Below are 25,310 nucleotides of genomic sequence, written 5' to 3'. Positions count from 1 at the left end.
GTGCCATCTGTTCCAAGTTCTTCTGCGTTGTACACACCATCGTTATTGGTATCGCCTGCGATGGTGATCGTCGGTGCTTTCACTTCTGTGTCCGCTGCCAACGCTGTCTCGCTCGCTTCGTCAGAGACGTTACCCGCCGCATCGGTGATTTGTGCGGTCACGGTGCCTTCTGGCGCCACTTCGACTGTCACTTTGCCATCGACGATGTCATCCGCAGACACGGTTTCACCGTTGATGGTCAACGTGTCGGTTTCCGCATTGAAGTCGTCTGGCAAGCTGATGGTCGCCGTCACGGTGCCATCTGTTCCAAGTTCTTCTGCGTTGTACACACCATCGTTATTGGTATCGCCTGCGATGGTGATCGTCGGTGCTTTCACTTCTGTGTCCGCTGCCAACGCTGTCTCGCTCGCTTCGTCAGAGACGTTACCCGCCGCATCGGTGATTTGTGCGGTCACGGTGCCTTCTGGCGCCACTTCGACTGTCACTTTGCCATCGACGATGTCATCCGCAGACACGGTTTCACCGTTGATGGTCAACGTGTCGGTTTCCGCATTGAAGTCGTCTGGCAAGCTGATGGTCGCCGTCACGGTGCCATCTGTTCCAAGTTCTTCTGCGTTGTACACACCATCGTTATTGGTATCGCCTGCGATGGTGATCGTCGGTGCTTTCACTTCTGTGTCCGCTGCCAACGCTGTCTCGCTCGCTTCGTCAGAGACGTTACCCGCCGCATCGGTGATTTGTGCGGTCACGGTGCCTTCTGGCGCCACTTCGACTGTCACTTTGCCATCGACGATGTCATCCGCAGACACGGTTTCACCGTTGATGGTCAACGTGTCGGTTTCCGCATTGAAGTCGTCTGGCAAGCTGATGGTCGCCGTCACGGTGCCATCTGTTCCAAGTTCTTCTGCGTTGTACACACCATCGTTATTGGTATCGCCTGCGATGGTGATCGTCGGTGCTTTCACTTCTGTGTCCGCTGCCAACGCTGTCTCGCTCGCTTCGTCAGAGACGTTACCCGCCGCATCGGTGATTTGTGCGGTCACGGTGCCTTCTGGCGCCACTTCGACTGTCACTTTGCCATCGACGATGTCATCCGCAGACACGGTTTCACCGTTGATGGTCAACGTGTCGGTTTCCGCATTGAAGTCGTCTGGCAAGCTGATGGTCGCCGTCACGGTGCCATCTGTTCCAAGTTCTTCTGCGTTGTACACACCATCGTTATTGGTATCGCCTGCGATGGTGATCGTCGGTGCTTTCACTTCTGTGTCCGCTGCCAACGCTGTCTCGCTCGCTTCGTCAGAGACGTTACCCGCCGCATCGGTGATTTGTGCGGTCACGGTGCCTTCTGGCGCCACTTCGACTGTCACTTTGCCATCGACGATGTCATCCGCAGACACGGTTTCACCGTTGATGGTCAACGTGTCGGTTTCCGCATTGAAGTCGTCTGGCAAGCTGATGGTCGCCGTCACGGTGCCATCTGTTCCAAGTTCTTCTGCGTTGTACACACCATCGTTATTGGTATCGCCTGCGATGGTGATCGTCGGTGCTTTCACTTCTGTGTCCGCTGCCAACGCTGTCTCGCTCGCTTCGTCAGAGACGTTACCCGCCGCATCGGTGATTTGTGCGGTCACGGTGCCTTCTGGCGCCACTTCGACTGTCACTTTGCCATCGACGATGTCATCCGCAGACACGGTTTCACCGTTGATGGTCAACGTGTCGGTTTCCGCATTGAAGTCGTCTGGCAAGCTGATGGTCGCCGTCACGGTGCCATCTGTTCCAAGTTCTTCTGCGTTGTACACACCATCGTTATTGGTATCGCCTGCGATGGTGATCGTCGGTGCTTTCACTTCTGTGTCCGCTGCCAACGCTGTCTCGCTCGCTTCGTCAGAGACGTTACCCGCCGCATCGGTGATTTGTGCGGTCACGGTGCCTTCTGGCGCCACTTCGACTGTCACTTTGCCATCGACGATGTCATCCGCAGACACGGTTTCACCGTTGATGGTCAACGTGTCGGTTTCCGCATTGAAGTCGTCTGGCAAGCTGATGGTCGCCGTCACGGTGCCATCTGTTCCAAGTTCTTCTGCGTTGTACACACCATCGTTATTGGTATCGCCTGCGATGGTGATCGTCGGTGCTTTCACTTCTGTGTCCGCTGCCAACGCTGTCTCGCTCGCTTCGTCAGAGACGTTACCCGCCGCATCGGTGATTTGTGCGGTCACGGTGCCTTCTGGCGCCACTTCGACTGTCACTTTGCCATCGACGATGTCATCCGCAGACACGGTTTCACCGTTGATGGTCAACGTGTCGGTTTCCGCATTGAAGTCGTCTGGCAAGCTGATGGTCGCCGTCACGGTGCCATCTGTTCCAAGTTCTTCTGCGTTGTACACACCATCGTTATTGGTATCGCCTGCGATGGTGATCGTCGGTGCTTTCACTTCTGTGTCCGCTGCCAACGCTGTCTCGCTCGCTTCGTCAGAGACGTTACCCGCCGCATCGGTGATTTGTGCGGTCACGGTGCCTTCTGGCGCCACTTCGACTGTCACTTTGCCATCGACGATGTCATCCGCAGACACGGTTTCACCGTTGATGGTCAACGTGTCGGTTTCCGCATTGAAGTCGTCTGGCAAGCTGATGGTCGCCGTCACGGTGCCATCTGTTCCAAGTTCTTCTGCGTTGTACACACCATCGTTATTGGTATCGCCTGCGATGGTGATCGTCGGTGCTTTCACTTCTGTGTCCGCTGCCAACGCTGTCTCGCTCGCTTCGTCAGAGACGTTACCCGCCGCATCGGTGATTTGTGCGGTCACGGTGCCTTCTGGCGCCACTTCGACTGTCACTTTGCCATCGACGATGTCATCCGCAGACACGGTTTCACCGTTGATGGTCAACGTGTCGGTTTCCGCATTGAAGTCGTCTGGCAAGCTGATGGTCGCCGTCACGGTGCCATCTGTTCCAAGTTCTTCTGCGTTGTACACACCATCGTTATTGGTATCGCCTGCGATGGTGATCGTCGGTGCTTTCACTTCTGTGTCCGCTGCCAACGCTGTCTCGCTCGCTTCGTCAGAGACGTTACCCGCCGCATCGGTGATTTGTGCGGTCACGGTGCCTTCTGGCGCCACTTCGACTGTCACTTTGCCATCGACGATGTCATCCGCAGACACGGTTTCACCGTTGATGGTCAACGTGTCGGTTTCCGCATTGAAGTCGTCTGGCAAGCTGATGGTCGCCGTCACGGTGCCATCTGTTCCAAGTTCTTCTGCGTTGTACACACCATCGTTATTGGTATCGCCTGCGATGGTGATCGTCGGTGCTTTCACTTCTGTGTCCGCTGCCAACGCTGTCTCGCTCGCTTCGTCAGAGACGTTACCCGCCGCATCGGTGATTTGTGCGGTCACGGTGCCTTCTGGCGCCACTTCGACTGTCACTTTGCCATCGACGATGTCATCCGCAGACACGGTTTCACCGTTGATGGTCAACGTGTCGGTTTCCGCATTGAAGTCGTCTGGCAAGCTGATGGTCGCCGTCACGGTGCCATCTGTTCCAAGTTCTTCTGCGTTGTACACACCATCGTTATTGGTATCGCCTGCGATGGTGATCGTCGGTGCTTTCACTTCTGTGTCCGCTGCCAACGCTGTCTCGCTCGCTTCGTCAGAGACGTTACCCGCCGCATCGGTGATTTGTGCGGTCACGGTGCCTTCTGGCGCCACTTCGACTGTCACTTTGCCATCGACGATGTCATCCGCAGACACGGTTTCACCGTTGATGGTCAACGTGTCGGTTTCCGCATTGAAGTCGTCTGGCAAGCTGATGGTCGCCGTCACGGTGCCATCTGTTCCAAGTTCTTCTGCGTTGTACACACCATCGTTATTGGTATCGCCTGCGATGGTGATCGTCGGTGCTTTCACTTCTGTGTCCGCTGCCAACGCTGTCTCGCTCGCTTCGTCAGAGACGTTACCCGCCGCATCGGTGATTTGTGCGGTCACGGTGCCTTCTGGCGCCACTTCGACTGTCACTTTGCCATCGACGATGTCATCCGCAGACACGGTTTCACCGTTGATGGTCAACGTGTCGGTTTCCGCATTGAAGTCGTCTGGCAAGCTGATGGTCGCCGTCACGGTGCCATCTGTTCCAAGTTCTTCTGCGTTGTACACACCATCGTTATTGGTATCGCCTGCGATGGTGATCGTCGGTGCTTTCACTTCTGTGTCCGCTGCCAACGCTGTCTCGCTCGCTTCGTCAGAGACGTTACCCGCCGCATCGGTGATTTGTGCGGTCACGGTGCCTTCTGGCGCCACTTCGACTGTCACTTTGCCATCGACGATGTCATCCGCAGACACGGTTTCACCGTTGATGGTCAACGTGTCGGTTTCCGCATTGAAGTCGTCTGGCAAGCTGATGGTCGCCGTCACGGTGCCATCTGTTCCAAGTTCTTCTGCGTTGTACACACCATCGTTATTGGTATCGCCTGCGATGGTGATCGTCGGTGCTTTCACTTCTGTGTCCGCTGCCAACGCTGTCTCGCTCGCTTCGTCAGAGACGTTACCCGCCGCATCGGTGATTTGTGCGGTCACGGTGCCTTCTGGCGCCACTTCGACTGTCACTTTGCCATCGACGATGTCATCCGCAGACACGGTTTCACCGTTGATGGTCAACGTGTCGGTTTCCGCATTGAAGTCGTCTGGCAAGCTGATGGTCGCCGTCACGGTGCCATCTGTTCCAAGTTCTTCTGCGTTGTACACACCATCGTTATTGGTATCGCCTGCGATGGTGATCGTCGGTGCTTTCACTTCTGTGTCCGCTGCCAACGCTGTCTCGCTCGCTTCGTCAGAGACGTTACCCGCCGCATCGGTGATTTGTGCGGTCACGGTGCCTTCTGGCGCCACTTCGACTGTCACTTTGCCATCGACGATGTCATCCGCAGACACGGTTTCACCGTTGATGGTCAACGTGTCGGTTTCCGCATTGAAGTCGTCTGGCAAGCTGATGGTCGCCGTCACGGTGCCATCTGTTCCAAGTTCTTCTGCGTTGTACACACCATCGTTATTGGTATCGCCTGCGATGGTGATCGTCGGTGCTTTCACTTCTGTGTCCGCTGCCAACGCTGTCTCGCTCGCTTCGTCAGAGACGTTACCCGCCGCATCGGTGATTTGTGCGGTCACGGTGCCTTCTGGCGCCACTTCGACTGTCACTTTGCCATCGACGATGTCATCCGCAGACACGGTTTCACCGTTGATGGTCAACGTGTCGGTTTCCGCATTGAAGTCGTCTGGCAAGCTGATGGTCGCCGTCACGGTGCCATCTGTTCCAAGTTCTTCTGCGTTGTACACACCATCGTTATTGGTATCGCCTGCGATGGTGATCGTCGGTGCTTTCACTTCTGTGTCCGCTGCCAACGCTGTCTCGCTCGCTTCGTCAGAGACGTTACCCGCCGCATCGGTGATTTGTGCGGTCACGGTGCCTTCTGGCGCCACTTCGACTGTCACTTTGCCATCGACGATGTCATCCGCAGACACGGTTTCACCGTTGATGGTCAACGTGTCGGTTTCCGCATTGAAGTCGTCTGGCAAGCTGATGGTCGCCGTCACGGTGCCATCTGTTCCAAGTTCTTCTGCGTTGTACACACCATCGTTATTGGTATCGCCTGCGATGGTGATCGTCGGTGCTTTCACTTCTGTGTCCGCTGCCAACGCTGTCTCGCTCGCTTCGTCAGAGACGTTACCCGCCGCATCGGTGATTTGTGCGGTCACGGTGCCTTCTGGCGCCACTTCGACTGTCACTTTGCCATCGACGATGTCATCCGCAGACACGGTTTCACCGTTGATGGTCAACGTGTCGGTTTCCGCATTGAAGTCGTCTGGCAAGCTGATGGTCGCCGTCACGGTGCCATCTGTTCCAAGTTCTTCTGCGTTGTACACACCATCGTTATTGGTATCGCCTGCGATGGTGATCGTCGGTGCTTTCACTTCTGTGTCCGCTGCCAACGCTGTCTCGCTCGCTTCGTCAGAGACGTTACCCGCCGCATCGGTGATTTGTGCGGTCACGGTGCCTTCTGGCGCCACTTCGACTGTCACTTTGCCATCGACGATGTCATCCGCAGACACGGTTTCACCGTTGATGGTCAACGTGTCGGTTTCCGCATTGAAGTCGTCTGGCAAGCTGATGGTCGCCGTCACGGTGCCATCTGTTCCAAGTTCTTCTGCGTTGTACACACCATCGTTATTGGTATCGCCTGCGATGGTGATCGTCGGTGCTTTCACTTCTGTGTCCGCTGCCAACGCTGTCTCGCTCGCTTCGTCAGAGACGTTACCCGCCGCATCGGTGATTTGTGCGGTCACGGTGCCTTCTGGCGCCACTTCGACTGTCACTTTGCCATCGACGATGTCATCCGCAGACACGGTTTCACCGTTGATGGTCAACGTGTCGGTTTCCGCATTGAAGTCGTCTGGCAAGCTGATGGTCGCCGTCACGGTGCCATCTGTTCCAAGTTCTTCTGCGTTGTACACACCATCGTTATTGGTATCGCCTGCGATGGTGATCGTCGGTGCTTTCACTTCTGTGTCCGCTGCCAACGCTGTCTCGCTCGCTTCGTCAGAGACGTTACCCGCCGCATCGGTGATTTGTGCGGTCACGGTGCCTTCTGGCGCCACTTCGACTGTCACTTTGCCATCGACGATGTCATCCGCAGACACGGTTTCACCGTTGATGGTCAACGTGTCGGTTTCCGCATTGAAGTCGTCTGGCAAGCTGATGGTCGCCGTCACGGTGCCATCTGTTCCAAGTTCTTCTGCGTTGTACACACCATCGTTATTGGTATCGCCTGCGATGGTGATCGTCGGTGCTTTCACTTCTGTGTCCGCTGCCAACGCTGTCTCGCTCGCTTCGTCAGAGACGTTACCCGCCGCATCGGTGATTTGTGCGGTCACGGTGCCTTCTGGCGCCACTTCGACTGTCACTTTGCCATCGACGATGTCATCCGCAGACACGGTTTCACCGTTGATGGTCAACGTGTCGGTTTCCGCATTGAAGTCGTCTGGCAAGCTGATGGTCGCCGTCACGGTGCCATCTGTTCCAAGTTCTTCTGCGTTGTACACACCATCGTTATTGGTATCGCCTGCGATGGTGATCGTCGGTGCTTTCACTTCTGTGTCCGCTGCCAACGCTGTCTCGCTCGCTTCGTCAGAGACGTTACCCGCCGCATCGGTGATTTGTGCGGTCACGGTGCCTTCTGGCGCCACTTCGACTGTCACTTTGCCATCGACGATGTCATCCGCAGACACGGTTTCACCGTTGATGGTCAACGTGTCGGTTTCCGCATTGAAGTCGTCTGGCAAGCTGATGGTCGCCGTCACGGTGCCATCTGTTCCAAGTTCTTCTGCGTTGTACACACCATCGTTATTGGTATCGCCTGCGATGGTGATCGTCGGTGCTTTCACTTCTGTGTCCGCTGCCAACGCTGTCTCGCTCGCTTCGTCAGAGACGTTACCCGCCGCATCGGTGATTTGTGCGGTCACGGTGCCTTCTGGCGCCACTTCGACTGTCACTTTGCCATCGACGATGTCATCCGCAGACACGGTTTCACCGTTGATGGTCAACGTGTCGGTTTCCGCATTGAAGTCGTCTGGCAAGCTGATGGTCGCCGTCACGGTGCCATCTGTTCCAAGTTCTTCTGCGTTGTACACACCATCGTTATTGGTATCGCCTGCGATGGTGATCGTCGGTGCTTTCACTTCTGTGTCCGCTGCCAACGCTGTCTCGCTCGCTTCGTCAGAGACGTTACCCGCCGCATCGGTGATTTGTGCGGTCACGGTGCCTTCTGGCGCCACTTCGACTGTCACTTTGCCATCGACGATGTCATCCGCAGACACGGTTTCACCGTTGATGGTCAACGTGTCGGTTTCCGCATTGAAGTCGTCTGGCAAGCTGATGGTCGCCGTCACGGTGCCATCTGTTCCAAGTTCTTCTGCGTTGTACACACCATCGTTATTGGTATCGCCTGCGATGGTGATCGTCGGTGCTTTCACTTCTGTGTCCGCTGCCAACGCTGTCTCGCTCGCTTCGTCAGAGACGTTACCCGCCGCATCGGTGATTTGTGCGGTCACGGTGCCTTCTGGCGCCACTTCGACTGTCACTTTGCCATCGACGATGTCATCCGCAGACACGGTTTCACCGTTGATGGTCAACGTGTCGGTTTCCGCATTGAAGTCGTCTGGCAAGCTGATGGTCGCCGTCACGGTGCCATCTGTTCCAAGTTCTTCTGCGTTGTACACACCATCGTTATTGGTATCGCCTGCGATGGTGATCGTCGGTGCTTTCACTTCTGTGTCCGCTGCCAACGCTGTCTCGCTCGCTTCGTCAGAGACGTTACCCGCCGCATCGGTGATTTGTGCGGTCACGGTGCCTTCTGGCGCCACTTCGACTGTCACTTTGCCATCGACGATGTCATCCGCAGACACGGTTTCACCGTTGATGGTCAACGTGTCGGTTTCCGCATTGAAGTCGTCTGGCAAGCTGATGGTCGCCGTCACGGTGCCATCTGTTCCAAGTTCTTCTGCGTTGTACACACCATCGTTATTGGTATCGCCTGCGATGGTGATCGTCGGTGCTTTCACTTCTGTGTCCGCTGCCAACGCTGTCTCGCTCGCTTCGTCAGAGACGTTACCCGCCGCATCGGTGATTTGTGCGGTCACGGTGCCTTCTGGCGCCACTTCGACTGTCACTTTGCCATCGACGATGTCATCCGCAGACACGGTTTCACCGTTGATGGTCAACGTGTCGGTTTCCGCATTGAAGTCGTCTGGCAAGCTGATGGTCGCCGTCACGGTGCCATCTGTTCCAAGTTCTTCTGCGTTGTACACACCATCGTTATTGGTATCGCCTGCGATGGTGATCGTCGGTGCTTTCACTTCTGTGTCCGCTGCCAACGCTGTCTCGCTCGCTTCGTCAGAGACGTTACCCGCCGCATCGGTGATTTGTGCGGTCACGGTGCCTTCTGGCGCCACTTCGACTGTCACTTTGCCATCGACGATGTCATCCGCAGACACGGTTTCACCGTTGATGGTCAACGTGTCGGTTTCCGCATTGAAGTCGTCTGGCAAGCTGATGGTCGCCGTCACGGTGCCATCTGTTCCAAGTTCTTCTGCGTTGTACACACCATCGTTATTGGTATCGCCTGCGATGGTGATCGTCGGTGCTTTCACTTCTGTGTCCGCTGCCAACGCTGTCTCGCTCGCTTCGTCAGAGACGTTACCCGCCGCATCGGTGATTTGTGCGGTCACGGTGCCTTCTGGCGCCACTTCGACTGTCACTTTGCCATCGACGATGTCATCCGCAGACACGGTTTCACCGTTGATGGTCAACGTGTCGGTTTCCGCATTGAAGTCGTCTGGCAAGCTGATGGTCGCCGTCACGGTGCCATCTGTTCCAAGTTCTTCTGCGTTGTACACACCATCGTTATTGGTATCGCCTGCGATGGTGATCGTCGGTGCTTTCACTTCTGTGTCCGCTGCCAACGCTGTCTCGCTCGCTTCGTCAGAGACGTTACCCGCCGCATCGGTGATTTGTGCGGTCACGGTGCCTTCTGGCGCCACTTCGACTGTCACTTTGCCATCGACGATGTCATCCGCAGACACGGTTTCACCGTTGATGGTCAACGTGTCGGTTTCCGCATTGAAGTCGTCTGGCAAGCTGATGGTCGCCGTCACGGTGCCATCTGTTCCAAGTTCTTCTGCGTTGTACACACCATCGTTATTGGTATCGCCTGCGATGGTGATCGTCGGTGCTTTCACTTCTGTGTCCGCTGCCAACGCTGTCTCGCTCGCTTCGTCAGAGACGTTACCCGCCGCATCGGTGATTTGTGCGGTCACGGTGCCTTCTGGCGCCACTTCGACTGTCACTTTGCCATCGACGATGTCATCCGCAGACACGGTTTCACCGTTGATGGTCAACGTGTCGGTTTCCGCATTGAAGTCGTCTGGCAAGCTGATGGTCGCCGTCACGGTGCCATCTGTTCCAAGTTCTTCTGCGTTGTACACACCATCGTTATTGGTATCGCCTGCGATGGTGATCGTCGGTGCTTTCACTTCTGTGTCCGCTGCCAACGCTGTCTCGCTCGCTTCGTCAGAGACGTTACCCGCCGCATCGGTGATTTGTGCGGTCACGGTGCCTTCTGGCGCCACTTCGACTGTCACTTTGCCATCGACGATGTCATCCGCAGACACGGTTTCACCGTTGATGGTCAACGTGTCGGTTTCCGCATTGAAGTCGTCTGGCAAGCTGATGGTCGCCGTCACGGTGCCATCTGTTCCAAGTTCTTCTGCGTTGTACACACCATCGTTATTGGTATCGCCTGCGATGGTGATCGTCGGTGCTTTCACTTCTGTGTCCGCTGCCAACGCTGTCTCGCTCGCTTCGTCAGAGACGTTACCCGCCGCATCGGTGATTTGTGCGGTCACGGTGCCTTCTGGCGCCACTTCGACTGTCACTTTGCCATCGACGATGTCATCCGCAGACACGGTTTCACCGTTGATGGTCAACGTGTCGGTTTCCGCATTGAAGTCGTCTGGCAAGCTGATGGTCGCCGTCACGGTGCCATCTGTTCCAAGTTCTTCTGCGTTGTACACACCATCGTTATTGGTATCGCCTGCGATGGTGATCGTCGGTGCTTTCACTTCTGTGTCCGCTGCCAACGCTGTCTCGCTCGCTTCGTCAGAGACGTTACCCGCCGCATCGGTGATTTGTGCGGTCACGGTGCCTTCTGGCGCCACTTCGACTGTCACTTTGCCATCGACGATGTCATCCGCAGACACGGTTTCACCGTTGATGGTCAACGTGTCGGTTTCCGCATTGAAGTCGTCTGGCAAGCTGATGGTCGCCGTCACGGTGCCATCTGTTCCAAGTTCTTCTGCGTTGTACACACCATCGTTATTGGTATCGCCTGCGATGGTGATCGTCGGTGCTTTCACTTCTGTGTCCGCTGCCAACGCTGTCTCGCTCGCTTCGTCAGAGACGTTACCCGCCGCATCGGTGATTTGTGCGGTCACGGTGCCTTCTGGCGCCACTTCGACTGTCACTTTGCCATCGACGATGTCATCCGCAGACACGGTTTCACCGTTGATGGTCAACGTGTCGGTTTCCGCATTGAAGTCGTCTGGCAAGCTGATGGTCGCCGTCACGGTGCCATCTGTTCCAAGTTCTTCTGCGTTGTACACACCATCGTTATTGGTATCGCCTGCGATGGTGATCGTCGGTGCTTTCACTTCTGTGTCCGCTGCCAACGCTGTCTCGCTCGCTTCGTCAGAGACGTTACCCGCCGCATCGGTGATTTGTGCGGTCACGGTGCCTTCTGGCGCCACTTCGACTGTCACTTTGCCATCGACGATGTCATCCGCAGACACGGTTTCACCGTTGATGGTCAACGTGTCGGTTTCCGCATTGAAGTCGTCTGGCAAGCTGATGGTCGCCGTCACGGTGCCATCTGTTCCAAGTTCTTCTGCGTTGTACACACCATCGTTATTGGTATCGCCTGCGATGGTGATCGTCGGTGCTTTCACTTCTGTGTCCGCTGCCAACGCTGTCTCGCTCGCTTCGTCAGAGACGTTACCCGCCGCATCGGTGATTTGTGCGGTCACGGTGCCTTCTGGCGCCACTTCGACTGTCACTTTGCCATCGACGATGTCATCCGCAGACACGGTTTCACCGTTGATGGTCAACGTGTCGGTTTCCGCATTGAAGTCGTCTGGCAAGCTGATGGTCGCCGTCACGGTGCCATCTGTTCCAAGTTCTTCTGCGTTGTACACACCATCGTTATTGGTATCGCCTGCGATGGTGATCGTCGGTGCTTTCACTTCTGTGTCCGCTGCCAACGCTGTCTCGCTCGCTTCGTCAGAGACGTTACCCGCCGCATCGGTGATTTGTGCGGTCACGGTGCCTTCTGGCGCCACTTCGACTGTCACTTTGCCATCGACGATGTCATCCGCAGACACGGTTTCACCGTTGATGGTCAACGTGTCGGTTTCCGCATTGAAGTCGTCTGGCAAGCTGATGGTCGCCGTCACGGTGCCATCTGTTCCAAGTTCTTCTGCGTTGTACACACCATCGTTATTGGTATCGCCTGCGATGGTGATCGTCGGTGCTTTCACTTCTGTGTCCGCTGCCAACGCTGTCTCGCTCGCTTCGTCAGAGACGTTACCCGCCGCATCGGTGATTTGTGCGGTCACGGTGCCTTCTGGCGCCACTTCGACTGTCACTTTGCCATCGACGATGTCATCCGCAGACACGGTTTCACCGTTGATGGTCAACGTGTCGGTTTCCGCATTGAAGTCGTCTGGCAAGCTGATGGTCGCCGTCACGGTGCCATCTGTTCCAAGTTCTTCTGCGTTGTACACACCATCGTTATTGGTATCGCCTGCGATGGTGATCGTCGGTGCTTTCACTTCTGTGTCCGCTGCCAACGCTGTCTCGCTCGCTTCGTCAGAGACGTTACCCGCCGCATCGGTGATTTGTGCGGTCACGGTGCCTTCTGGCGCCACTTCGACTGTCACTTTGCCATCGACGATGTCATCCGCAGACACGGTTTCACCGTTGATGGTCAACGTGTCGGTTTCCGCATTGAAGTCGTCTGGCAAGCTGATGGTCGCCGTCACGGTGCCATCTGTTCCAAGTTCTTCTGCGTTGTACACACCATCGTTATTGGTATCGCCTGCGATGGTGATCGTCGGTGCTTTCACTTCTGTGTCCGCTGCCAACGCTGTCTCGCTCGCTTCGTCAGAGACGTTACCCGCCGCATCGGTGATTTGTGCGGTCACGGTGCCTTCTGGCGCCACTTCGACTGTCACTTTGCCATCGACGATGTCATCCGCAGACACGGTTTCACCGTTGATGGTCAACGTGTCGGTTTCCGCATTGAAGTCGTCTGGCAAGCTGATGGTCGCCGTCACGGTGCCATCTGTTCCAAGTTCTTCTGCGTTGTACACACCATCGTTATTGGTATCGCCTGCGATGGTGATCGTCGGTGCTTTCACTTCTGTGTCCGCTGCCAACGCTGTCTCGCTCGCTTCGTCAGAGACGTTACCCGCCGCATCGGTGATTTGTGCGGTCACGGTGCCTTCTGGCGCCACTTCGACTGTCACTTTGCCATCGACGATGTCATCCGCAGACACGGTTTCACCGTTGATGGTCAACGTGTCGGTTTCCGCATTGAAGTCGTCTGGCAAGCTGATGGTCGCCGTCACGGTGCCATCTGTTCCAAGTTCTTCTGCGTTGTACACACCATCGTTATTGGTATCGCCTGCGATGGTGATCGTCGGTGCTTTCACTTCTGTGTCCGCTGCCAACGCTGTCTCGCTCGCTTCGTCAGAGACGTTACCCGCCGCATCGGTGATTTGTGCGGTCACGGTGCCTTCTGGCGCCACTTCGACTGTCACTTTGCCATCGACGATGTCATCCGCAGACACGGTTTCACCGTTGATGGTCAACGTGTCGGTTTCCGCATTGAAGTCGTCTGGCAAGCTGATGGTCGCCGTCACGGTGCCATCTGTTCCAAGTTCTTCTGCGTTGTACACACCATCGTTATTGGTATCGCCTGCGATGGTGATCGTCGGTGCTTTCACTTCTGTGTCCGCTGCCAACGCTGTCTCGCTCGCTTCGTCAGAGACGTTACCCGCCGCATCGGTGATTTGTGCGGTCACGGTGCCTTCTGGCGCCACTTCGACTGTCACTTTGCCATCGACGATGTCATCCGCAGACACGGTTTCACCGTTGATGGTCAACGTGTCGGTTTCCGCATTGAAGTCGTCTGGCAAGCTGATGGTCGCCGTCACGGTGCCATCTGTTCCAAGTTCTTCTGCGTTGTACACACCATCGTTATTGGTATCGCCTGCGATGGTGATCGTCGGTGCTTTCACTTCTGTGTCCGCTGCCAACGCTGTCTCGCTCGCTTCGTCAGAGACGTTACCCGCCGCATCGGTGATTTGTGCGGTCACGGTGCCTTCTGGCGCCACTTCGACTGTCACTTTGCCATCGACGATGTCATCCGCAGACACGGTTTCACCGTTGATGGTCAACGTGTCGGTTTCCGCATTGAAGTCGTCTGGCAAGCTGATGGTCGCCGTCACGGTGCCATCTGTTCCAAGTTCTTCTGCGTTGTACACACCATCGTTATTGGTATCGCCTGCGATGGTGATCGTCGGTGCTTTCACTTCTGTGTCCGCTGCCAACGCTGTCTCGCTCGCTTCGTCAGAGACGTTACCCGCCGCATCGGTGATTTGTGCGGTCACGGTGCCTTCTGGCGCCACTTCGACTGTCACTTTGCCATCGACGATGTCATCCGCAGACACGGTTTCACCGTTGATGGTCAACGTGTCGGTTTCCGCATTGAAGTCGTCTGGCAAGCTGATGGTCGCCGTCACGGTGCCATCTGTTCCAAGTTCTTCTGCGTTGTACACACCATCGTTATTGGTATCGCCTGCGATGGTGATCGTCGGTGCTTTCACTTCTGTGTCCGCTGCCAACGCTGTCTCGCTCGCTTCGTCAGAGACGTTACCCGCCGCATCGGTGATTTGTGCGGTCACGGTGCCTTCTGGCGCCACTTCGACTGTCACTTTGCCATCGACGATGTCATCCGCAGACACGGTTTCACCGTTGATGGTCAACGTGTCGGTTTCCGCATTGAAGTCGTCTGGCAAGCTGATGGTCGCCGTCACGGTGCCATCTGTTCCAAGTTCTTCTGCGTTGTACACACCATCGTTATTGGTATCGCCTGCGATGGTGATCGTCGGTGCTTTCACTTCTGTGTCCGCTGCCAACGCTGTCTCGCTCGCTTCGTCAGAGACGTTACCCGCCGCATCGGTGATTTGTGCGGTCACGGTGCCTTCTGGCGCCACTTCGACTGTCACTTTGCCATCGACGATGTCATCCGCAGACACGGTTTCACCGTTGATGGTCAACGTGTCGGTTTCCGCATTGAAGTCGTCTGGCAAGCTGATGGTCGCCGTCACGGTGCCATCTGTTCCAAGTTCTTCTGCGTTGTACACACCATCGTTATTGGTATCGCCTGCGATGGTGATCGTCGGTGCTTTCACTTCTGTGTCCGCTGCCAACGCTGTCTCGCTCGCTTCGTCAGAGACGTTACCCGCCGCATCGGTGATTTGTGCGGTCACGGTGCCTTCTGGCGCCACTTCGACTGTCACTTTGCCATCGACGATGTCATCCGCAGACACGGTTTCACCGTTGATGGTCAACGTGTCGGTTTCCGCATTGAAGTCGTCTGGCAAGCTGATGGTCGCCGTCACGGTGCCATCTGTTCCAAGTTCTTCTGCGTTGTACACACCATCGTTATTGGTATCGCCTGCGATGGTGATCGTCGGTGCTTTCACTTCTGTGTCCGCTGCCAACGCTGTCTCGCTCGCTTCGTCAGAGACGTTACCCGCCGCATCGGTGATTTGTGCGGTCACGGTGCCTTCTGGCGCCACTTCGACTGTCACTTTGCCATCGACGATGTCATCCGCAGACACGGTTTCACCGTTGATGGTCAACGTGTCGGTTTCCGCATTGAAGTCGTCTGGCAAGCTGATGGTCGCCGTCACGGTGCCATCTGTTCCAAGTTCTTCTGCGTTGTACACACCATCGTTATTGGTATCGCCTGCGATGGTGATCGTCGGTGCTTTCACTTCTGTGTCCGCTGCCAACGCTGTCTCGCTCGCTTCGTCAGAGACGTTACCCGCCGCATCGGTGATTTGTGCGGTCACGGTGCCTTCTGGCGCCACTTCGACTGTCACTTTGCCATCGACGATGTCATCCGCAGACACGGTTTCACCGTTGATGGTCAACGTGTCGGTTTCCGCATTGAAGTCGTCTGGCAAGCTGATGGTCGCCGTCACGGTGCCATCTGTTCCAAGTTCTTCTGCGTTGTACACACCATCGTTATTGGTATCGCCTGCGATGGTGATCGTCGGTGCTTTCACTTCTGTGTCCGCTGCCAACGCTGTCTCGCTCGCTTCGTCAGAGACGTTACCCGCCGCATCGGTGATTTGTGCGGTCACGGTGCCTTCTGGCGCCACTTCGACTGTCACTTTGCCATCGACGATGTCATCCGCAGACACGGTTTCACCGTTGATGGTCAACGTGTCGGTTTCCGCATTGAAGTCGTCTGGCAAGCTGATGGTCGCCGTCACGGTGCCATCTGTTCCAAGTTCTTCTGCGTTGTACACACCATCGTTATTGGTATCGCCTGCGATGGTGATCGTCGGTGCTTTCACTTCTGTGTCCGCTGCCAACGCTGTCTCGCTCGCTTCGTCAGAGACGTTACCCGCCGCATCGGTGATTTGTGCGGTCACGGTGCCTTCTGGCGCCACTTCGACTGTCACTTTGCCATCGACGATGTCATCCGCAGACACGGTTTCACCGTTGATGGTCAACGTGTCGGTTTCCGCATTGAAGTCGTCTGGCAAGCTGATGGTCGCCGTCACGGTGCCATCTGTTCCAAGTTCTTCTGCGTTGTACACACCATCGTTATTGGTATCGCCTGCGATGGTGATCGTCGGTGCTTTCACTTCTGTGTCCGCTGCCAACGCTGTCTCGCTCGCTTCGTCAGAGACGTTACCCGCCGCATCGGTGATTTGTGCGGTCACGGTGCCTTCTGGCGCCACTTCGACTGTCACTTTGCCATCGACGATGTCATCCGCAGACACGGTTTCACCGTTGATGGTCAACGTGTCGGTTTCCGCATTGAAGTCGTCTGGCAAGCTGATGGTCGCCGTCACGGTGCCATCTGTTCCAAGTTCTTCTGCGTTGTACACACCATCGTTATTGGTATCGCCTGCGATGGTGATCGTCGGTGCTTTCACTTCTGTGTCCGCTGCCAACGCTGTCTCGCTCGCTTCGTCAGAGACGTTACCCGCCGCATCGGTGATTTGTGCGGTCACGGTGCCTTCTGGCGCCACTTCGACTGTCACTTTGCCATCGACGATGTCATCCGCAGACACGGTTTCACCGTTGATGGTCAACGTGTCGGTTTCCGCATTGAAGTCGTCTGGCAAGCTGATGGTCGCCGTCACGGTGCCATCTGTTCCAAGTTCTTCTGCGTTGTACACACCATCGTTATTGGTATCGCCTGCGATGGTGATCGTCGGTGCTTTCACTTCTGTGTCCGCTGCCAACGCTGTCTCGCTCGCTTCGTCAGAGACGTTACCCGCCGCATCGGTGATTTGTGCGGTCACGGTGCCTTCTGGCGCCACTTCGACTGTCACTTTGCCATCGACGATGTCATCCGCAGACACGGTTTCACCGTTGATGGTCAACGTGTCGGTTTCCGCATTGAAGTCGTCTGGCAAGCTGATGGTCGCCGTCACGGTGCCATCTGTTCCAAGTTCTTCTGCGTTGTACACACCATCGTTATTGGTATCGCCTGCGATGGTGATCGTCGGTGCTTTCACTTCTGTGTCCGCTGCCAACGCTGTCTCGCTCGCTTCGTCAGAGACGTTACCCGCCGCATCGGTGATTTGTGCGGTCACGGTGCCTTCTGGCGCCACTTCGACTGTCACTTTGCCATCGACGATGTCATCCGCAGACACGGTTTCACCGTTGATGGTCAACGTGTCGGTTTCCGCATTGAAGTCGTCTGGCAAGCTGATGGTCGCCGTCACGGTGCCATCTGTTCCAAGTTCTTCTGCGTTGTACACACCATCGTTATTGGTATCGCCTGCGATGGTGATCGTCGGTGCTTTCACTTCTGTGTCCGCTGCCAACGCTGTCTCGCTCGCTTCGTCAGAGACGTTACCCGCCGCATCGGTGATTTGTGCGGTCACGGTGCCTTCTGGCGCCACTTCGACTGTCACTTTGCCATCGACGATGTCATCCGCAGACACGGTTTCACCGTTGATGGTCAACGTGTCGGTTTCCGCATTGAAGTCGTCTGGCAAGCTGATGGTCGCCGTCACGGTGCCATCTGTTCCAAGTTCTTCTGCGTTGTACACACCATCGTTATTGGTATCGCCTGCGATGGTGATCGTCGGTGCTTTCACTTCTGTGTCCGCTGCCAACGCTGTCTCGCTCGCTTCGTCAGAGACGTTACCCGCCGCATCGGTGATTTGTGCGGTCACGGTGCCTTCTGGCGCCACTTCGACTGTCACTTTGCCATCGACGATGTCATCCGCAGACACGGTTTCACCGTTGATGGTCAACGTGTCGGTTTCCGCATTGAAGTCGTCTGGCAAGCTGATGGTCGCCGTCACGGTGCCATCTGTTCCAAGTTCTTCTGCGTTGTACACACCATCGTTATTGGTATCGCCTGCGATGGTGATCGTCGGTGCTTTCACTTCTGTGTCCGCTGCCAACGCTGTCTCGCTCGCTTCGTCAGAGACGTTACCCGCCGCATCGGTGATTTGTGCGGTCACGGTGCCTTCTGGCGCCACTTCGACTGTCACTTTGCCATCGACGATGTCATCCGCAGACACGGTTTCACCGTTGATGGTCAACGTGTCGGTTTCCGCATTGAAGTCGTCTGGCAAGCTGATGGTCGCCGTCACGGTGCCATCTGTTCCAAGTTCTTCTGCGTTGTACACACCATCGTTATTGGTATCGCCTGCGATGGTGATCGTCGGTGCTTTCACTTCTGTGTCCGCTGCCAACGCTGTCTCGCTCGCTTCGTCAGAGACGTTACCCGCCGCATCGGTGATTTGTGCGGTCACGGTGCCTTCTGGCGCCACTTCGACTGTCACTTTGCCATCGACGATGTCATCCGCAGACACGGTTTCACCGTTGATGGTCAACGTGTCGGTTTCCGCATTGAAGTCGTCTGGCAAGCTGATGGTCGCCGTCACGGTGCCATCTGTTCCAAGTTCTTCTGCGTTGTACACACCATCGTTATTGGTATCGCCTGCGATGGTGATCGTCGGTGCTTTCACTTCTGTGTCCGCTGCCAACGCTGTCTCGCTCGCTTCGTCAGAGACGTTACCCGCCGCATCGGTGATTTGTGCGGTCACGGTGCCTTCTGGCGCCACTTCGACTGTCACTTTGCCATCGACGATGTCATCCGCAGACACGGTTTCACCGTTGATGGTCAACGTGTCGGTTTCCGCATTGAAGTCGTCTGGCAAGCTGATGGTCGCCGTCACGGTGCCATCTGTTCCAAGTTCTTCTGCGTTGTACACACCATCGTTATTGGTATCGCCTGCGATGGTGATCGTCGGTGCTTTCACTTCTGTGTCCGCTGCCAACGCTGTCTCGCTCGCTTCGTCAGAGACGTTACCCGCCGCATCGGTGATTTGTGCGGTCACGGTGCCTTCTGGCGCCACTTCGACTGTCACTTTGCCATCGACGATGTCATCCGCAGACACGGTTTCACCGTTGATGGTCAACGTGTCGGTTTCCGCATTGAAGTCGTCTGGCAAGCTGATGGTCGCCGTCACGGTGCCATCTGTTCCAAGTTCTTCTGCGTTGTACACACCATCGTTATTGGTATCGCCTGCGATGGTGATCGTCGGTGCTTTCACTTCTGTGTCCGCTGCCAACGCTGTCTCGCTCGCTTCGTCAGAGACGTTACCCGCCGCATCGGTGATTTGTGCGGTCACGGTGCCTTCTGGCGCCACTTCGACTGTCACTTTGCCATCGACGATGTCATCCGCAGACACGGTTTCACCGTTGATGGTCAACGTGTCGGTTTCCGCATTGAAGTCGTCTGGCAAGCTGATGGTCGCCGTCACGGTGCCATCTGTTCCAAGTTCTTCTGCGTTGTACACACCATCGTTATTGGTATCGCCTGCGATGGTGATCGTCGGTGCTTTCACTTCTGTGTCCGCTGCCAACGCTGTCTCGCTCGCTTCGTCAGAGACGTTACCCGCCGCATCGGTGATTTGTGCGGTCACGGTGCCTTCTGGCGCCACTTCGACTGTCACTTTGCCATCGACGATGTCATCCGCAGACACGGTTTCACCGTTGATGGTCAACGTGTCGGTTTCCGCATTGAAGTCGTCTGGCAAGCTGATGGTCGCCGTCACGGTGCCATCTGTTCCAAGTTCTTCTGCGTTGTACACACCATCGTTATTGGTATCGCCTGCGATGGTGATCGTCGGTGCTTTCACTTCTGTGTCCGCTGCCAACGCTGTCTCGCTCGCTTCGTCAGAGACGTTACCCGCCGCATCGGTGATTTGTGCGGTCACGGTGCCTTCTGGCGCCACTTCGACTGTCACTTTGCCATCGACGATGTCATCCGCAGACACGGTTTCACCGTTGATGGTCAACGTGTCGGTTTCCGCATTGAAGTCGTCTGGCAAGCTGATGGTCGCCGTCACGGTGCCATCTGTTCCAAGTTCTTCTGCGTTGTACACACCATCGTTATTGGTATCGCCTGCGATGGTGATCGTCGGTGCTTTCACTTCTGTGTCGGTAATGATTATCAACCGCTCTGCTTCACTAACATTACCCGCATCATCAGTCACCTTCACAGTTACGTTGTAGGTACCATCCGCAAGGTCGCTAATAGGAGTGAATGACCAACTACCATCTTGGGATTGAGTAGCATCGCCCAACTTAGTATCGCCATCGAATACTTCTACAGTAACAACATCACTATCAATGTTTCCTAACGTAAACGTCGGCGTTGTATCGTTGGTCAAATTATCTGTATCACTACTACCACTGTCGCTAGAAGAAACTAAATCAATCGTTGGCTTAGAAACACTAAAATCGTTAACAGTAGGCGTTGCACTGTCAGTCGAGCTGGTATTGCCATCGCTCACGGTTAGATCAACTGCTGGCAGGCTGCCGCCACCATTCACATGGTTCGCACCCGCTTCAGTCAGTGTCACTGTGCCGTTTGGATTGACTTGGTAATAGCCGTTTGGATCGCTACCGTCAGTAATAGTGACCGTTAGCGCGTCGTTCTCTTCATCGCTTGTGACATACGTCGCAACGGTATCACCCGCGTTGGTCGCATCTTCAGTAACACTGCCACCTGTCACCGTGATGGTTGGGGTGTCATTGTTTGCCGTCACTGATGGCGTGGCAGCATCGGTTGAACTGGTATTGCCATCGCTCACGGTTAGATCAACTGCTGGCAGGCTGCCGCCACCATTAACATGGTTCGCACCGGCTTCAGTCAATGTCACTGTGCCGTTTGGATTAACTTGGTAATAACCGTTTGGATCGCTGCCTTCGGTAATAGTGACGGTAACCGCTTCGTTCTCTTCGTCACTGGTGACATACGTTGCTACTGTGTCACCTGTATTGGTCGCATCTTCAATAACACTGCCGCCTGTCACCGTGATGGTTGGGGTGTCATTGTTTGCTGTCACTGATGGCGTTGCACTGTCAGTCGCGCTGGTGTTGCCATCCGTCACGGTTAAATCGACTGCCGGCAACGTGCCGCCGCCATTAACATGGTTCGCACCCGCTTCGGTTAACGTGACTGTTCCATTTGGATTGACTTGGTAATAACCGTTTGGATCGCTGCCATCAGTAATAGTGACCGTTAGCGCGTCGTTCTCTTCATCGCTAGTGACATACGTCGCGACGGTATCACCCGCGTTGGTCGCATCTTCGGTGACAGAACCACCGGTTACCGTGATGGTTGGGGTGTCATTGTTTGGCGTCACCGCTGGCGTTGCACTGTCAGTCGAGCTGGTATTGCCATCCGTCACAGTTAGATCTACTACTGGCAGGCTGCCGCCGCCATTCACATAGTTTGCACCTGCTTCGGTTAACGTGACTGTGCCGTTTGGATTGACTTGGTAGTAGCCGTTTGGATCGCTGCCGTCAGTAATAGTGACCGTTAGCGCGTCGTTCTCTTCATCACTTGTGACATACGTCGCGACGGTATCACCTGCGTTGGTCGCATCTTCAGTAACACTGCCACCTGTCACCGTGATGGTTGGGGTGTCATTGTTTGCTGTCACTGCAGGCGTCGCAGCATCGGTTGAGCTGGTATTGCCATCGCTCACGGTTAGATCAACCGCTGGCAGGCTGCCGCCACCATTGACATGGTTCGCGCCCGCTTCAGTCAGTGTCACTGTGCCGTTTGGATTAACTTGGTAGTAGCCGTTTGGATCGCTGCCGTCAGTAATAGTGACCGTTAGCGCGTCGTTCTCTTCATCGCTAGTGACATACGTCGCGATGGTATCACCCGCGTTGGTCGCATCTTCGGTAACAGAGCCACCGTTTACCGAGATGGTTGGGGTGTCATTGTTTGGCGTCACCGCTGGCGTTGCACTGTCAGTTGAGCTGGTGTTGCCATCAGTCACGGTTAAATCAACCGCCGGTAACGTGCCGCCGCCATTCACATGGTTCGCACCCGCTTCAGTCAGTGTCACTGTGCCGTTTGGATTGACTTGGTAATAGCCGTTTGGATCGCTGCCGTCAGTAATAGTGACCGTTAGCGCGTCGTTCTCTTCATCGCTAGTGACATACGTCGCCACCGCGTCACCCGCATTAGTGGCGTCTTCAGTAACACTCCCACCTGTCACCGTGATGGTTGGGGTGTCATTGTTTGCTGTCACTGCTGGCGTTGCGCTGTCGGTCGAGCTGGTATTGCCATCCGTCACAGTTAGATCAACGGCTGGCAGGCTGTCGCCGCCATTAACATGGTTCGCACCTGCTTCAGTCAGTGTCACTGTACCGTTTGGATTAACTTGGTAGTAGCCGTTTGGATCGCTGCCTTCGGTGATGGTGACGCTAACCGATTCGTTCTCTTCATCGCTAGTGACATACGTCGCGACGGTATCACCCGCGTTGGTCGCATCTTCGGTGACAGAACCACCGGTTACCGTGATGGTTGGGGTGTCATTGTTTGGCGTCACCGCTGGCGTTGCACTGTCGGTCGAGCTGGTATTGCCATCCGTCACAGTTAGATCAACCGCTGGCAGGCTGCCGCCACCATTCACATGGTTCGCACCCGCTTCGGTTAACGTGACTGTGCCGTTTGGATTGACTTGGTAATAACCATTTGGGTCGCTGCCTTCGGTGATAGTGACGGTAACCGCTTCATTTTCTTCGTCACTGGTGACATACGTTGCTACTGTGTCACCTGTATTGGTCGCATCTTCGGTGACAGAGCCACCTATCACCGTGATGGTTGGGGTGTCATTGTTTGGCGTCACCGCTGGCGTTGCACTGTCAGTCGAGCTGGTGTTGCCATCCGTCACGGTTAAATCGACTGCCGGTAACGTGCCGCCGCCATTCACATGGTTCGCACCTGCTTCAGTCAGTGTCACTGTGCCGTTTGGATTGACTTGGTAATAGCCGTTTGGATCGCTGCCTTCGGTAATAGTGACGGTAACTGCGTCGTTCTCTTCGTCACTGGTGACATACGTTGCGACGGTATCACCTGCATTAGTGGCGTCTTCAGTAACACTGCCACCTGTCACCGTGATGGTTGGCGTATCATTGTTTGCCGTCACCGCTGGCGTTGCACTGTCGGTTGAGTTGGTATTGCCATCCGTCACAGTTAGATCAACGGCTGGCAGGCTGCCGCCACCATTCACATGGTTCGCACCCGCTTCAGTCAGTGTCACTGTGCCGTTTGGATTAACTTGGTAGTAGCCGTTTGGATCGCTGCCTTCGGTAATAGTGACGGTAACCGCGTCGTTCTCTTCATCGCTTGTGACATACGTTGCTACTGTGTCACCTATATTGGTCGCATCTTCAGTAACACTGCCACCTGTCACCGTGATGGTTGGCGTGTCATTGTTTGCTGTCACTGATGGCGTGGCAGCATCGGTTGAGCTGGTATTGCCATCGCTCACGGTTAGATCAACTGCTGGCAGGCTACCGCCACCATTCACGTGGCTCGCACCTGCTTCGGTTAACGTGACTGTGCCGTTTGGATTGACTTGATAATAACCATTTGGGTCGCTGCCTTCAGTGATGGTGACGGTAACCGCTTCGTTCTCTTCATCGCTAGTGACATACGTTGCTACTGTGTCACCTGTATTGGTCGCATCTTCCGTAAGACTACCGCCTGTCACCGTGATGGTTGGGGTGTCATTGTTTGGCGTCACCGCTGGCGTTGCACTGTCAGTCGAGCTGGTGTTACCGTCTGTTACGGTTAAATCAACGGCTGGCAGGCTGCCGCCGCCATTAATATGGTTCGCACCTGCTTCGGTCAATGTCACTGTGCCGTTTGGATTGACTTGGTAATAACCGTTTGGATCGCTGCCTTCGGTGATAGTGACGGTAACCGCTTCATTTTCTTCGTCACTGGTGACATACGTTGCTACCGTGTCACCTGTATTGGTCGCATCTTCCGTAAGACTGCCACCTGTCACCGTGATGGTTGGCGTGTCGTTGACTAAGTTGGTTGTTGGTGTCGCTGAAGCTTCACCCGTCAAAGTACCATCTGAAACAACGAGCGAAATTTCAGGTAGCGTACCACCACCATTAACGAAATCGGCGCCCGCTTGAGTCAAGACAACATTGCCATCAGCATCAAGCGCGTAATATCCATCGGCATTGGTACCATCGGCAAAACTTACCGTTAATGTTGCCCCTGCATCCGGATCGTTTGTTGTGACATTTGCAACAACGTCATCTTCAGCAGCATCATTTTCAGTTACACTTTGAGGAGCAATTGAAATCGTAGGTGCATCATTGACAAATACGGTAAAGGTATCTTGCGCAGTAACCGTTCCGGCATCACCAGCACCAGCTGACACAGTGACGGTAAAGTCACCATCAGCCAAAGCTGAATCCTCAGGCAATGTAAATGACCATGTACCATCAGCATTAGGGGTTACGGTGAACTCCTGCTCATTATTATCGGCATCAGTAATCGTCAGCGTAATATCACCAGAAATATTGTCACTGGTACCGGAGAAAGTTGGCGTGTCGGTATCGACAGTATCAGTGTCATCAATGGCAATGGTCGGATCTTCGGAACCTGGCTCCGTTGTGCTAGCTCCAACAATGAGTGCATCAAAGCCAAAATCGATCAGTGAGGTAAACTGCTGCTCTGAGAAACCTAAGTTACTAATGGCCGCCGTATCAAAACCAGCTTCTGCCAATGTGGCTTGACCTGTACGCACAAGTTCAGCCGCAGCAATCAGGCTTGAGCCCTGATTTTCACCCGCCGCTGCAGCGAACTCATCACCCTGCTGCGTCGGGTCCTGTCCCGCCTCAATCGCGGCGATAATTGCCTGTACATCATCCGTAATATCAACCTGACCTGCATCAGTGACACTTTCGATAACAATGTTATCACCGTCAGTTTCAACAATAATGTCACCTTGAATAGCGCCCAGATTGACATCCAAGATGTCCCCTTCCTGGGTAATAATTGCGCGGCTAACATCATTGTTTGCTGTTGATTGGTTCAACTCAGCCAT

The 25,310-nt window shown here is 55.2% G+C and carries 1 protein-coding gene (only partly in view); it reads right to left on the bottom strand.

Annotation, left to right across the window (positions count from 1 at the left end):
* Positions 1-25,310: the 5' portion of an Ig-like domain-containing protein gene (locus TSUB_RS07380; RefSeq protein WP_221274571.1), read on the bottom strand. 13,258 nt of this gene lie to the left of the window's left edge; 25,310 of the gene's 38,568 nt are visible here — the first part of the coding sequence; it begins with the start codon at positions 25,308-25,310; the stop codon falls past the left edge of the window.

Source organism: Thaumasiovibrio subtropicus (genome assembly GCF_019703835.1).
In the GTDB taxonomy this organism is placed as follows: domain Bacteria; phylum Pseudomonadota; class Gammaproteobacteria; order Enterobacterales; family Vibrionaceae; genus Thaumasiovibrio; species Thaumasiovibrio subtropicus.
Note: the sequence above shows the minus strand (reverse complement) of the source record. Positions and strands in the feature narration are given on the sequence as shown.